The following is a 14,624-nucleotide window of genomic DNA, read 5'->3' on the forward strand; positions in this document are numbered from 1 at the left end:
TTAATCATTGAGTTTAGTAATTTCTAATTTTTATAATATATGATGGCAAAAATTCCTGATTAATTTTTTCATTTCGTGATTTTTATTGATGATAATATCATATTAAAAAAAAGTGGAAGAACATTAAAAAAATATACTCCTCTTAATAACTGACTTTTAAAATTATAGACGCCAATATTAACTCATCAAAAGTTTTCATTCAAATTCAAAAACAATAGGTAAATGATCACTTAAAGTAATCCATGCTCCTTTGTCTAAAATTTCAAATTTATTTGGTAAATTCTAATTAGATTTTCTCCAGAAATCCATTAATTCTGTTTTATTAATCATTTCTTCATTTGCATAGAAATAATCCATATAATACGGTACATTTAAATGTTTAGCTTGGAAAAAAAGTAAATTTACTTTCTTTTTCATTTTCTTCACTTGATAATTTATGATATAAACTGTATAATCCTTTACTGTTTAATTTAACATCAAGATTATTATGATCTTTAGCATTACCTTTTTTATCTTTGGCTCTGTGTTTATGGTTGAATACTGCGTTACTGTTGAAGTCTCCACACATTATGAGATTTTCATTAACTAATTTTTCATGATTTTCATCAAAATAATCATGAATCATCTCCACATATCTTGGCATTGCCCAAATACTTAACAGATTAAATGAATCATTAACTCTCAGAGGAATGAAATGTTTAAAATTTTCATTCAACCCTTCAATTTTTTTAATTTTACATTTTCCTTTGCAAATACTCCTAATCCTTTCCAATGATTATCTCCAATCCAAAAATAGTTGTCTCCTACCAAATCTTCTACTGTTTTTTTGTAATTCTTATATTTTGGATTAAAATCTCTTGGATTTTCACATTCACAAATTACATAAATATCAGCATCCAAATAATATTCAGAATCCTCATCAGTAATTGTCATTATTTTTTTCTCTAAAATTCATATTACAGTTCCAGCTGACTATTTTCATATTTCTCACTTATATAAAATTTCTTTTAGTTTCTATGTTAATAAAACTGCTTTTTTAAGATAAAACTTTAAATTCAAAGATTTTTCTCAATCATCTATTCACCAATATGTTTAATGAATCAAAAAAGTATAATGAGACTTGCAGTCCCATAATTGTTTTTAATTTATGTTTATAATGGTAATCATAAATCCTTTTTGGTAGCTGTCATGCATTATTTTCAAGGAATTGGAAATGAGAATATAGTTTAAATCTAAAAGAACTATTTTAATTCTCAAGTTTATAAGTTATATTTTAAATGATAAAATCCATACCTCAAATATGATTAAATAAAACTCATTTTAAAATTATTTATAACATTAACTAAATATATTATAGACATGACAAATTGTATCATGGTTCAGGGAACCTCTTCAAATGCCGGAAAAAGTATGCTTGTAGCTGCTTTATGTAGAATATATAAAAATAGAGGATACAAAGTAGCTCCTTTTAAATCTCAAAACATGTCTTTAAACTCATATACTACAAAAGAAAATGGTGAGATTGGAATAGCTCAAATGTTACAAGCAGAAGCAGCAATGATTGAACCAAGTATTCATATGAATCCAATTTTACTCAAACCAAAAGGAGAATTCACATCCAATGTAATTATCCAAGGAAAATCAATTGGAGATATGGATTTCTATGATTACCAACACAAATACCATGATAAAGCACTGGCAGCTATAAAAGAGAGTTTCAATATTTTAAAAGAAGAATATGATATTATTATTATTGAAGGAGCAGGATCTCCTGCTGAAATCAATATGCGTAAAGAAGATATTGCAAATATGGAAATTGCACATCTTGCAGATGCAAATGTCATTTTAATTGCAGATATTGAAATGGGCGGTGTTTTTGCAGCAATAGCTGGAACTTATGTTTTACTTGATGATTATGATAGATCAAGATTAAAAGCAACTGTCATTAATAAATTTAGAGGTAATTTAAATATTTTAAAACCTGGCCTTGATAGAATTGAAGAAATTACTGGTGAACCTGTTTTAGGTGTTCTTCCATATGATGAAACCTTAAAATTACCCGAAGAAGATTCAGCATCCTTAACTACACACGAATTTGCAGAAGATAAAGACATTACAATTGGAGTTATAAGACTTCCAAAAATAGCTAATTTTACAGATATTGATCCATTCGAATATGAAGATGATGTTTCAATTAAAATGATTGGTATTAACGATGAGATTGGAGATGTTGATGCTATTTTGATTCCAGGAACTCGTAATTCCACAGAAGATATGTTTGCTCTCAAGCAAAGTGGACTTGCAGATCAAATAATTGAAAAATCAAAAGACATACCAATTGTTGGAATCTGTGGAGGGCTACAAATTCTTGGAAACATAATCTATGATGAAAACAAACAAGAATCAAAACATGGGACCATAAAAGGTCTTGGGCTCTTAAATATTGAATCCCAGTTTTCAAGATCTGATAAAATCGTAACTCAATCTAGTGCAATGATACCCGATAATCTTGATGGTATTGCTGGAGAAATCTTTAAAAACATCACTGGAGAATATATTACTGGTTATGAAATTCATGAAGGAACTACCACTCTATTAAACTCTAAAGCATTATTAAATATTAAAAAAGGACAAGGAAATAATGATGATGGAATGTTTGATGGTGCATGTAATGATAATGTATTTGCAACATACTTCCATGGAATATTTCATAATTATAATTTTAGAAGAGAATTTTTAAACTATATCAGAACAAAAAAAGGTCTTAAAGCTAAATATGGTGAAGATCCATATGAAACTCAAAAAGATTATTCTCTAAATAAATTAGCTGAAATTGTTGAAGAAAATTTAGATATGAGCATTATCGATGAATTATTATTTTCTAACTAAAATAACCTAGTTTATCTTTTTAACATTTACCCAAGAACAAATTTAATGATTTAATAAAAGATTTTAGACAATAAAAATCATGTTTATTGAAGTTATTTGAATACTGAGGATAACTACAACATTTTTCATAAATGAATTAATGATATGAAAAAAGATATAAAGAAGAAAAATAAATATGTTAAATAATTAAAAGAAAAAGAGATAATCAATGTTAAGCGAATGTTACCTCATATAACATTCAATTTGAAAAAGAATAATGAATATTATAAAAAATTGGAGGCAAATATAATGTGTAGCATTTTTAAATATAATTCAATTGTGGGGAGAAACTTTGATTATGAAATTTCATATGATGAGGAATTGAAAATTATCTCAACAATGGAGTATGGTAATAGATTTAAGATAATTGGCATATGTGCCGGGATTATTAAGGATTATCCTCTTCTTTATGATGGAATGAATGAATATGGATTGGTTTGTGGAGGATTAGCATTTACAGACAATGCAGTATACAATGATGAAATGGAAAATAAAATTAATATTCCTTCATTTGATTTTGTCTTTCAAATTTTATCTTCTTTTAAATCTGTTAAAGAAGTTTGTAAGTTCTTAAAATCCGTGAATATTACAAATAAAGCATATTCAAAAGAATTACCCCCAGCAGATTTACATTGGTTCATTGCTGACGAAGAAGAATCTATCATAGTAGAACAGACAAAAGATGGTCTGAAAATGTATAATGGTGATGTTATGACAAATAACCCCATCTACCCTACACAATTAAAATTATCTCAAGATGAATTAACTAATGTAGGTGTAAATGATAGATATTCAATTGACTATAATTCAAGAGGTATGGAAACTATTAATCTGAAAGGTGATTATACATCCATGGGTAGATTCCAAAGATTATCCTATTTAAAAAAACAAATAGAATTATCTAATAATTCATTTAAAGAAATAAATGAAGCATTTCATCTTTTATCAAGTGTTGAACAAATATATGGTGTAACACCAGTAAATAACAAATATGAGTACACTATTTATAGTGTGGTTTATGATATGAATAATAAAACAGTACATCTAAAAAATTATGATAACCTTGATTCAGAATTTGCATCAATATCTTTATAGATAACTATTCTTTTTTAAAATAGAATAAATCACATCTAAAATAATCTCAATAAAAAAAATCAAAGAGTTAGAAAGCAAATTCTTATGATGGTTAGTGAGAATATATGAATTTGGAGATTGAAACTTTTATAGAAGAACATCTCCAATATAATTCCATATTTATACATATTGTTTTTATTATTTTTTTGTTTTTCTGGGTATATACTCTCTATTTTTTGAATATTTCTTAATTAGAGACTAATAATTGATAACTCAACTTAGTTATGTGCTTGCTTTTTCTATTATTCCAATACTATTATTTAATGACATTCTAAAAAAAGGCAGTATAAATGTAAAATGTATTATATTTCATATTATTGAGATAATAGGAGAATAATATAATTTAAGATAATAATGAATAATAGTTTAATATTTCTTGTAATATACTTATTATATTGATTTTAGTGCAAATTGAACCTCGTCAATCCTATCTAAAAGCCATTCACTAAAAAAAAAATAAGAAGATAAATTTTAGCGCCAATTTATTAACCATAAAAAAAGAAATAAGAGATTTATAAATCTCTTCCAAAAATGTGTACTGCTGCAGTACCACCAGTACCTCCAATGTTGTGAGTCATACCAATTTCTGCACCATCCACTTGACGTGCACCAGCTTCTCCTCTAAGTTGCCATACTACTTCAGCAGCTTGAGCAATACCAGTTGCCCCTAATGGGTGTCCACGTGCTTTAAGACCACCAGAAGTATTGATAGGGAAATCACCACCAATTTCAGTTTGACCTTCTTCAATAGCTATTCCACCTTTACCTTTTTCAGCAAATCCCAAATCTTCTACAGCTAAAAGTCCATTGATTGAGAAACAATCATGAACTTCAGTTAAATCAATGTCTTTTTGAGTAACTCCTGCCATATCATAAGCTTTTCTGGATGCGACTTTTGTAGATTCAATGGTAGTTAAATCTTTTCTGTCGTGTAAAGTTAAAGTTCCAGAAGCCTGTGCGGAAGCTTTTACATAAATTGGAGTATCAGTGTATTTTTTAGCATCTTCAGCAGGAACCATTATAACTGCTGCTGCTCCATCAGATACAGGAGAACAGTCAAGTAAAGTTAATGGATCAGCTACTTTAGTAGAATTTATAACTTTATCTACACTAATTTCAAATGGGTATTGTGCATTCGGGTTTTTAGATGCATTTTTATGATTTACTACAGAAAATTGTGCTAATTGTTCACGAGTAGTACCATATTCATACATATGTCTTTTAGCAATCATTGCATATAATGATGGGAAAGTAGCCCCTTGTTGTGCTTCCCATTCTTGATCAGATGCAGTAGCAATAGCTGGAGTAGCATCAACTACATCAGTCATTTTTTCTACACCTGCAGAAATTACTACATCATGAAATCCTGAAGCAACAGCCATAATACCTTGTCTTAAAGCTAAACCACCAGATGCACAAGCAGCTTCGACTCTTGTAGTTGGAATAGGATTAAGACCAACATGGTCAGAAATAAGAGCCGCAATGTGTTCTTGTTGTACAAAAAGTCCAGAAGACATATTTCCAACAAACATTGCTTCAATATCTGAACCATCAATTTCAGCATCAACTAAAGCTTTTACACCCGCTTCAGCAATTAAATCTCTAAATGATGAATCCCATAATTCACCGAATTTTGTTTGTGAAACTCCTACAATAGCAACATCTCTCATATCCAAGCCCCCTTACATTTTAATTTTACCTTTGAATTTAGCATATACAGCATAATCAACATAGGTTTTTTTACTGATGATATTCTCTGTTTTTGGAGCTAATTCTCTTCTTTCTTTAATTTCATCTTTAACAGTTATACTGAAACCATCACTTCCAGCACCAGATCCATAAGATATAACAAATATTTTATCTCCAGGATTAGCAACATCTAAAATATTAGATAAAGCTAATGGTACAGCACCAGAGTAAGTGTTTCCAATATTAGGAGTTAATAATCCTCTTTCAATTTGTTCTGGAGCAAATCCTAACTTTTTACCTGCTCTTAAATAAAATTTACCATTAGGTTGGTGGAAACAAGCATAATCATAATCTTCAGGAGTAGTGTTAGTTTCATCTAATAACATCCTTGCAGCACTTAAAACATGTTTAAAGTAAGCTGGTTCTCCTGTGAAACGTCCACCGTGAGATGGGTAAGGTTCGCCTTCCCTTCTGTAAAAATCAGGAGTATCTGTTGTGTAACTACAAGTGTGTTCAATATCAGCAATAGTGTTATCATTACCAATAATATAAGCTGCACCACCAGCAGATGCAGTATACTCTAAAGCATCACCAGGAGCACCCTGAGATGTATCAGCACCAATAGCTAAAGCATAATCAACCATACCAGATTCAACAAGCCCCATAGACATTTGAATACCAGCAGTTCCTGCTTTACAAGCAAATTCTAAATCAGCAGCAGTTAATTTTGGAGTTGCACAAACTGCTTCAGCAACAATAGAAGCAGTTGGTTTTACTGCATAGGGATGTGATTCAGAACCAACATAAACAGCACCAATATCTTTTGGATCAATTTGAGCTCTTGCTAGAGCATATCTAGCAGCAGTAACTGCAATTGTTGCAGTATCTTCATCAGGAGAAGGAACGGATTTTTCATTGACTACTAATCCTCTTGATAAAGCTACAGGGTCATCCCCCCAAACTTTAGCAATTTCTTCTACTTTAATTCTATATGAGGGAACATGCGCCCCATATCCTACTATTCCGACCATTAAATCACCTTAAATTAATATATAAGAAATTTATAATTTAATTATATGTATTATAATATTATTATATAAAATTAACTAAAAATTAAGAAATATTTTAACAAAACAATAAATTTAAAAAAAGAACATTATATAAAGGTGCAGTTGCCGGGATTCGAACCCGGGTTGTAGGCTTGGAAGGCCCAAGTAATAACCAGACTATACCACAACTGCCATAAAAAATGCGGCGTCCGGGATTTGAACCCGGGTCTCTAACGTGGCAGGCTAGAGTCTTAACCAGGCTGGACTAACACCGCATGTAACTAACAACATACTTAGTTATGTTTTAATCATATATAAATGTTTCTATTATCGATTAATAATTTGCTTAATAATCATTTTATCTTCATTATCAATAGTTTTAATTAATATAATAACTGCAAAATAAACTAATACTGATACAACCATAGCAACCCACAAATTAAGATTAAATACATATAAAACAACACCAAGAACTGCAGATGCGAAAATAATCCTTAAAATATCATAAATTAAATTTCTATCAGGCAATTGATTAATTTTCCTAAGCATATACAACTCTAAAATCAATATTAAAATTTCACTTAAAACAGTTGCAACTGATGCACCATAAACTGAATACCTTGGAATTAAAACTAAATTCAATACAACATTAAAAATCGCAGCAATTGTATAAATTTTTGTAACTGAATATTCTTGATGTGATGCATTCAATACTAATGAACATGCTCCATTAATAAATAAGAAACAGACTGTCCATATTAATATCTGCAAAACACCACCAGCTTCAATATATTCTGCCCCATAAATTCCAATAATTTGATATGAATAAAATGAAGTGAATACTGCAATTGGAATAGTTACTAACATTAAATATTTAATTGATTTTACAAAACTAAAACTAAGTAAATATTTCTCATCAGTGAATAGCTTACTCATTACTGGGAATATAACTGAAGAATAAATTGTATAAAACAATGTTAAAACAGATATCAATTTATATGCTGAATTATAAAGACCTGTTGCATAAGTAGATGCAAATTGAGTAAGCATAACAAGATCAATTGAATAGTAAATAGTATAGAAAAGACTAGTTAAAGCAAAAGGAAAACCTGCAACTAACAATGCTTTATAAACACTAAAATCAAAAGATAATTTAGGTTTAATAATATGTTTTCTAAGCGCATATATCTCATAAACTAATGCAATGAAATTTCCAACAATATAAGCCATTAAAATTCCCATTAACTCATAATCTGTATAAGTTATTAAAAGAATGAATAATAATGTGCCAACATTAAGAACAGTATTGGTAATTGCTTGATACTTCATTTTTTCATGTGCTTGGAATGAAGTGAATAAAATAGCATGATAAGATTTTATAATATTCTCAAATGCTAATAATACACAAGCAATAACAAGCTTAGAATGCCAACCCATAACTAAAACTGAAACATAAACTACAATAACATAAAATATTGATAAAAATATTTTAAGAGATATTGAATTATCTAAAAATTTATGTTCATTAGCAAAATCCGTAGATATTGCTCTAACGACATAAGTAGGAAGACCGAAATCAAGGATAATACCAAAAAGTGCAGCAAATGATACTGCTGCACCAAATATACCATAATCAGAAGGTCCTAAATACCATGCAGTAACAATTGTCCAAACAAAAGCACAAACACTAGCAATAATCTGTGAAATTAGCATGAAACTCATATTTGCAAATACTGTTCTCACTTTATTAGCCATTATATTACCTTAAATTTTTCTTGCAGTTACACAAATCCAATCGTATTCATCATTTAAATAAGCTTTAAAATCTTTAAAACCAGTTTTTTCTAATGATTCTTTCAATACATCTTCGGAATAGATTTTCATATCCAAAAGTTCAACTAAATCATCGTATTTTTCCATTTCACCTTCCCTATAAACTGCTTCGTTACAGAAAAATATTAAACCATCTTTTTTAAGAACTCTATTAACTTCTTTTAAATCATTTATAAAATCTGGCCAAAAATAAATTGTTTCAAAACCAGTAACAATATCAAAAGTCTCATCATCAAATGGCATATCAGAAACAGATGCTTGTAAAACATCCACGATTTTTTGATCTATGAATTCTTGGTTTAATTTAGATGATTTTTCAACACTTACATCAGAATAATCAATACCAACTACTTTTCCCTCTTCAGATATTTGTTTAGCAAATCTTTCAATATTTTTTCCACCACCACATCCAATATCCAATATTTTACTATCATTTTGGATTTCAAAATGGCTTACACCCCATTGTGCCATAGATTCATGGGATTTATTCATCCTATCTAATATTTGATGACCTAATTCGCCAACAGGTTTTCTTGCATTTATAATAAGTTCTTTATCTTCAATATTGTGACCAGTGTTTACTTTATCGTTATCTACCATAATATCACTTTTTCATACCTTTACGTGTTTTAATAGCTTGTCCTGTTTTTAATTCTTTTATTTCACAAGCTCCAAGTAACGCTTTACCATAAGCAAGTAATTTATCATCTTCATTTACAATCAAAACTTCATCATTAGAACGTATATTATCATCACAATCAACAACAAATTTACAGAATACACTTTTACCATCAAGTGCAAATGGTTCAGAATCTTTATTTACAACAACCCTATTACATGGAGATGGCATTGCAGCATGAAGTCTTCTTGCACCTTCTTTTGATAAAACTAAAAATGAATCAGAAGCTCTCATATTAACAAGTAATGTTTTACCATCATAAATATGTCTTATTTTACCTGTTTTTTTACTTTTCTCAATATTAATATTACCAGCAAATAATGCTTCACCAGCACCTACACCAAATTGATAATCAGCAATAGCTTTTATTTTTTTAACATCATCTTTAACATACTTAATTTCCACATCAACAAGATTATCTTCCTCTTCAATTTCTAAATCTTTAAGAACTCTTGAATGGATTAGAACTTGCTCATAATATCCGGAGAATTCATCAACAAAATCTTGTAAAAACTCAATTGCATCTACATCACGTATTTTTGGAGTTGCACTTTGACTTAATGGATAAATTTCATCAATTTCAAGAGGAATTAAACCAAATGGAACATCTACAACCATAAAATCAGCATTATCCAAATCAATTTCATGTTCTTCACCATATCTATAGAAATCACCAAGTTTTCCTGAAATAAATTTAGAATATGGTTTTCTTGATGGAGGAAGTAAAATTAAATCTCTTTTTTTAGGCATTGCCATTAACTTTTGAATGTGTCTTAATACTTCAGGTCTTCCTAATGATTCAGGACCAGTATAGAAGAATGCAGATTTTTTACTTCTTGGATCATATTTTTCTAAATCATTAGCATACATTCCAAGTTGTCTTACAGCATCTAAAAGTGCAGGATGAGCACGACAACGTTCTTCTACAAGTTCCATTAAACTACCTTCATAAATAGCTTGCCTAATACGTCTTAATTCTGCAAATGAAACATGTAAATTATGTTGAGCAATTAAATCTCTTCTTTGTTTTTTAGGCATTGCCCTTAAATCATCAGGAGTGTATTTAGTACAAACTTCACAAGAACAGGGCATTTCATGTAAGTTTTCAAGTTTGTAAGTTCCTCTTGTTGTTAAGAATCTGTCATCTTCTGCATACAATATATAAGCTGCTGAATCAAATAAATCACAACCCATTGCTACACATAATGCAAAAATCATAGGATGTCCCGCACCCATTAAGTGGCGAGGAACACTATCAGATAATTCTTTCATAGAATTCATTACAACATCCACTAATTCTTTGTAATGGTAAGATTCCATTAAAGGAACAACTGCACCTATTGGATATAAATCAGCATCAAGTTTAGAAAGTTCACGAGCACATTCTTGTCTTAAATCAAGAAAAGTAGATCCTTGAACAACTGAATTTAATAACATCTCAATATTATTTTCTTTTTTAAATTCCACTGCTTCTTTTGCACGTTCTAAAGTAATCTTTAAATCTTCTTCTGCTTTTTCCCTATCTACAAATGGAGCTGTTGGAATATCAAGACTAGTTCCAATATCTGTCTTGATTAACTCTTGAAATTCAATTACTTCTTTATTTGTTATTTCTACATCCCCATAAACAGATAACTGAAATGACCCAGAATCAGTCATAATTGGACCATCAAAGTTAATTAATTTATGTAATCCTTCATCAATTGCCTTTTGTTTTAATTCATCATCTTTATATATTAAATAAGCATTAGTAATCACGATGTCTGCACCATATTTTGCAACATCAATTGCTTGTTTTCTAGGATGAATAACCGGCATTAATGCAGGAGTCTTCACATTACCGTGTTTAGTTTTTAAAACACCTACACGACCCATATTATCCTTTGCTTTAATTTCAAACATATTGTAACCATTGTATTTTAATTCTAGTAAAATAAATAATTTAGATTTATTAAAAAAAATATATCCAAAAATTTTGGACATTATAATATCTAGATTTTATTTTAATTAGAAAATTATATAAAGTTTGCTCAAAATTTAAAGTTTATTAAAAAGGACTTCCAAAAATTAAATTTAGATAAAATGAGTTATGAAAATAGTGCTAGAATAATTAATGATGATATTTTTGATTTAGTAAACGAATGTTTTGATCAAGAAAAAAATAGTCGAAATAATAAAAATAGACTTAATTTTTTTGATACTTACAACGATTATTTTGTTTTAACTGATGATGGATCATATTCTATTAATTCAAAAGAGATAAACAACAAAGTTGAAACATTACATACATCTACAGGAGCAATAAGTGAGTCATTTGAGAAATTTATCAAACCTATGAAATTTGATTACACAAAAGATATTGCTATTTTAGATATTTGTGCAGGATTAGGTTATAATTCATCAGCAGCTATTGCTGATTTTATGAAAAATAATCATAATTCAAATTTGAAAGTAGATATGGTGGAAATTTCAAAAGCAACCTTTGCATGTGGTATTTTAGTTCCCTCCCCAATACCAGAACATGATATTACTAAAAAAGCAATTGAAGATGAACTAATCAGACTAGATTATGCGACTTTAAGTTTAGAAAAATGTGAAATCCCAAAAAATATTAATATTAATGTATTTGTTGAAGATGCAAGACAAACTGTCCAAAATCTTGAGGACAATACTTACGATGCAATATTTTTAGACCCATTTAGCCAAAATATGGCTCCAGAACTATTCTCACTTGAATTTTTCAAAGAATTTAAAAGAATAATTAAAGATGATGGTATTATTGCAACTTATACCTCATCAGCACCTATTCGAGCAGCATTTATTGAAGCTGGTTTCTATATTGGTCTTGGTCCCATCTTTGGAAGAAAACAAGGAGGAACTCTTGCTAGTCCAAATCCAGAAATGCTTGATTATTCACTTCCTAAAAATGATGAGATTAGGATTGCACTTTCAGATGTTGGAATTCCATTTAGAGACCCTGGCTTAAATAATTCCAGTGAATTTATCTTAAATAAACGTTCTGAAGAAAGACATGATGCACGTCATAATACTAAAATCTCATCTGCTGTTAAAACACCTATTTTTTTAGGAGATGCAATGGAAAATGATGAAAAATTAAAAAGACGTGTTGAAAGAAACCTTAAAAAAATGAATATATCCTCAACAACTTCACCAGAAGCATTCTACATTATCGAATGTGAAAACGAATATCAAGAAAAACAAGATGAAAAAAACAATTCAACTATTAGAATATTAGATATGAAAAAAAGATTAAAAAAAGTTAAAGAAGGATATTATACTTCAACATAATATCCGCTTTTAAGTAAATATGCCTCTAATTCTGATGATTTAACTGGTTTTGATAAAAGTTTTAAGTTTCTACCACTACCATCATGGTTATGTGAGAAAACAGACCAATCAGCATCACAATACTCACCAGCACCAGTATAATGCATACAAATAATAATACCCTCTAGGTTACCCTCATCATAATGAGCTGGACGACTAGGTGTTGCTGGAAAAGTTCCACCATCTACTATACCAGAAGCCCAAAATATACTCCAATAAAGTTCATGACTTCCACAGATTGGGCAAGTCCTACTTAATTCAGTTTTATAATAAGTATAACCATATTTAGATGTTTCACCAGAAGCAGACGGTCTACCAATTACTAACATTGATTTACCATCTTCTGAAACACCAAACTTATCATAGGATTTACCTTTACCCACTTCTACAACATTAATCTTTTTAGTTATCTTAAATCCAGTGCTTAAATCTTTACAAATTACAGTATGAACACCAGGATTTTTAAAAGTAAAATTATAACTTGCAATACCCCTTGAATTAGTTTTAACTTTGTGTGTTACACCATCAACAGTCATTTCAAGATAAGTATTGGTAGCTGCTTTACCATCCTGTTTTAAAAGTTTAGCAAGGAACATACCTGTTTTTCCTTCTATCGCATTAACATCAATAGCATTAATTGAAGATAATTTTACAGATACTTTCTTATTTAAGACATAACCTGTGAAAGGATCAACAGATTTAAAATTATAAGTTCCTTTACTTAATTTAAAATTAACAGTTGCAACACCATTTGAGTTTGTAGTTACTCTTTTTTTAGCACCATCAACATAAACAGTCATTTTAGTATTTTTAGCAACAGATTCACCTTTATAAAGTTTAACTTGGAATTTTGAAGTAGTACCAGTGAAAACTGTCATTGATTTAGCCTCTAATGTTGGTAATACAACAAGAGTATTAGATTTTTTCTCACCAGTATTAGTATTAATTGAAGTAATCTTATATGTTCCTGGTGCTGAAATTACACTAATAGAAGCTACACCTTTTGAATTAGTTTTTTTATAGAAATAAGTTCCTTTAGTGTAAAATTTAATAGTTTTACCTTTTAATACCTTACCATTTGTACCATAAAAAGTCGCACTGAATACTCTTGAACTTTTATAATGTTTTTTCAAATTGCTAGATACAATTGAATTTTTCACAGTAATCTTATTTGAAATTGTACGTCCATCAGGATGTATTGCATAAATCTTATAAGTACCAATTGTTGAACCAATATTTAATTGAGCTACACCTTTGGAATTTGTTTTCTTAGTGTATGTTTTTCCATTTACTTTAAATTTAACATTAGTATTAGCTAACGGTTTACCATTACTTTTTAAAAAAGTAGCAGAATATAGTACAGTATGCTTATAAGTTGTTGTAACATCCTTTCCTTTTACAATATCCAATACTTTAATAGTGTTCTTTGTTGTTAAATTACCATAAATAACAGTAATAATATGATTTCCAACAGGTAAATTTTTTATTAAAAGAGAAACTTTACCTTCAGAATCAGTAGTTCTATTATAATTTTTACCATTAATATTTAATGTAACTATTTTTCCACTTACAGGAGAACTACCATTAGATAAAGATACCTTATAATTAGCATCTCCTTTATAATAAGTAGTTACATCATTACCTTTTAAAGTATAATCTTCTTTTTGAGTCGAATTAATAGTATTACTATTATTAGTTGATGCTTCTTGATGAACTTCCACCGAATCATCAATATTATCATCACTAAGCATTACATCATCAGTTGAATTCGTATCAGTTGCAACAACTGCAGAAATAGATAACATAAAAATTAGTGTTAATAAACTTAAACAAATTTTTTTATTAACCATAAATAAACTCCATTTAATATTATTGTATTTAATTCTTATTTGGTTTAATGTATAAAAAGCTTTTGTTTTACGAAATAAGCTTAAATAAGCCTAAATTAAAAAAATAAAGAAATA

Annotated in this window: 12 protein-coding genes and 2 tRNA genes; 3 read left to right on the plus strand and 11 right to left on the minus strand. The window is 29.0% G+C overall.

Translation table 11 applies throughout. The annotated features are described in order from the left end of the window. Positions 1-282: 282 nt before the first annotated feature. From ACI389_RS07215 to ACI389_RS07225, 3 genes are read right to left on the minus strand one after another with little or no spacing between them, the layout of a single operon-like run. On the minus strand, positions 283-417 hold the full coding sequence (locus ACI389_RS07215) for a hypothetical protein (RefSeq protein WP_439780861.1): 135 nt from the start codon (positions 415-417) through the stop codon (positions 283-285). Then, entirely contained in the window at positions 380-772 is a 393-nt protein-coding gene (locus ACI389_RS07220) for a hypothetical protein (protein WP_439780862.1), read from the minus strand. The genes ACI389_RS07215 and ACI389_RS07220 overlap by 38 nt, the downstream gene beginning before the upstream one ends. Then, entirely contained in the window at positions 712-933 is a 222-nt protein-coding gene (locus ACI389_RS07225; protein WP_439780863.1) for a hypothetical protein, read from the minus strand. The genes ACI389_RS07220 and ACI389_RS07225 overlap by 61 nt, the downstream gene beginning before the upstream one ends. 426 nt (positions 934-1,359) lie before the next feature. Between ACI389_RS07225 and cobQ the strand changes: the two genes are divergently transcribed. Next, a complete protein-coding gene (gene cobQ, locus ACI389_RS07230) occupies positions 1,360-2,889 on the plus strand; it encodes a cobyric acid synthase CobQ (protein ID WP_439780864.1) in 1,530 nt (509 codons plus the stop codon). Positions 2,890-3,177: 288 nt separating this feature from the next. Beyond that, positions 3,178-4,023 (plus strand): linear amide C-N hydrolase, encoded by an 846-nt coding sequence (locus tag ACI389_RS07235; protein WP_439780865.1) that lies wholly within the window; start codon positions 3,178-3,180, stop codon positions 4,021-4,023. 551 nt (positions 4,024-4,574) lie between these two features. Here the strand turns inward: ACI389_RS07235 and ACI389_RS07240 are convergent. The 7 genes from ACI389_RS07240 to tgtA form a co-directional block, all read right to left on the minus strand. Further along, a complete protein-coding gene (locus tag ACI389_RS07240; protein WP_439780866.1) occupies positions 4,575-5,732 on the minus strand; it encodes a thiolase domain-containing protein in 1,158 nt (385 codons plus the stop codon). A 12-nt stretch (positions 5,733-5,744) separates the two neighbouring features. Next, on the minus strand, positions 5,745-6,782 hold the full coding sequence (locus ACI389_RS07245; RefSeq protein ID WP_439780867.1) for a hydroxymethylglutaryl-CoA synthase: 1,038 nt from the start codon (positions 6,780-6,782) through the stop codon (positions 5,745-5,747). 136 nt (positions 6,783-6,918) lie between these two features. Then, positions 6,919-6,992: transfer RNA gene (locus ACI389_RS07250), tRNA-Gly, on the minus strand. Between the two features lie 9 nt (positions 6,993-7,001). Continuing rightward, a tRNA-Gly gene (locus ACI389_RS07255) sits at positions 7,002-7,075 on the minus strand. A 52-nt stretch (positions 7,076-7,127) separates the two neighbouring features. After that, positions 7,128-8,555, minus strand: a complete 1,428-nt coding sequence (locus ACI389_RS07260) for a flippase (protein WP_439780868.1) — start codon at positions 8,553-8,555, stop codon at positions 7,128-7,130. 9 nt (positions 8,556-8,564) lie between these two features. Next, positions 8,565-9,233, minus strand: coding sequence for a class I SAM-dependent methyltransferase (locus tag ACI389_RS07265; RefSeq protein WP_439780869.1), 669 nt, complete (start codon positions 9,231-9,233; stop codon positions 8,565-8,567). 4 nt (positions 9,234-9,237) lie between these two features. Next, a complete protein-coding gene (tgtA, locus tag ACI389_RS07270; protein WP_439780870.1) occupies positions 9,238-11,214 on the minus strand; it encodes a tRNA guanosine(15) transglycosylase TgtA in 1,977 nt (658 codons plus the stop codon). Between the two features lie 180 nt (positions 11,215-11,394). Here tgtA and ACI389_RS07275 point away from each other — a divergent pair, with 180 nt between their 5' ends. Continuing rightward, positions 11,395-12,621 (plus strand): MnmC family methyltransferase, encoded by a 1,227-nt coding sequence (locus ACI389_RS07275; protein ID WP_439780871.1) that lies wholly within the window; start codon positions 11,395-11,397, stop codon positions 12,619-12,621. Here the strand turns inward: ACI389_RS07275 and ACI389_RS07280 are convergent. Then, positions 12,606-14,510: a hypothetical protein gene (locus ACI389_RS07280; protein WP_439780872.1), complete on the minus strand. Its 1,905-nt coding sequence runs from the start codon at positions 14,508-14,510 to the stop codon at positions 12,606-12,608. The two genes, ACI389_RS07275 and ACI389_RS07280, sit on opposite strands and share 16 nt — an antisense overlap. Positions 14,511-14,624 lie beyond the last annotated feature (114 nt).

It is taken from the genome of Methanobrevibacter sp. (genome assembly GCF_051877095.1).
GTDB lineage: Archaea > Methanobacteriota > Methanobacteria > Methanobacteriales > Methanobacteriaceae > Methanocatella.

Excerpts from the sequence above, each read along its gene's own strand:
- ACI389_RS07240 (WP_439780866.1), bottom strand. The coding sequence starts at position 5,732 with ATGAGAGATGTTGCTATTGTAGGAGTTTCACAAACAAAATTCGGTGAA.
- ACI389_RS07260 (WP_439780868.1), bottom strand. The coding sequence starts at position 8,555 with ATGGCTAATAAAGTGAGAACAGTATTTGCAAATATGAGTTTCATGCTA.
- ACI389_RS07275 (WP_439780871.1), top strand. The coding sequence starts at position 11,395 with ATGAGTTATGAAAATAGTGCTAGAATAATTAATGATGATATTTTTGAT.
- ACI389_RS07245 (WP_439780867.1), bottom strand. The coding sequence starts at position 6,782 with ATGGTCGGAATAGTAGGATATGGGGCGCATGTTCCCTCATATAGAATT.
- cobQ (WP_439780864.1), top strand. The coding sequence starts at position 1,360 with ATGACAAATTGTATCATGGTTCAGGGAACCTCTTCAAATGCCGGAAAA.
- ACI389_RS07235 (WP_439780865.1), top strand. The coding sequence starts at position 3,178 with ATGTGTAGCATTTTTAAATATAATTCAATTGTGGGGAGAAACTTTGAT.
- tgtA (WP_439780870.1), bottom strand. The coding sequence starts at position 11,214 with ATGTTTGAAATTAAAGCAAAGGATAATATGGGTCGTGTAGGTGTTTTA.
- ACI389_RS07265 (WP_439780869.1), bottom strand. The coding sequence starts at position 9,233 with ATGGTAGATAACGATAAAGTAAACACTGGTCACAATATTGAAGATAAA.
- ACI389_RS07225 (WP_439780863.1), bottom strand. The coding sequence starts at position 933 with ATGACAATTACTGATGAGGATTCTGAATATTATTTGGATGCTGATATT.
- ACI389_RS07280 (WP_439780872.1), bottom strand. The coding sequence starts at position 14,510 with ATGGTTAATAAAAAAATTTGTTTAAGTTTATTAACACTAATTTTTATG.
- ACI389_RS07215 (WP_439780861.1), bottom strand. The coding sequence starts at position 417 with ATGAAAAAGAAAGTAAATTTACTTTTTTTCCAAGCTAAACATTTAAAT.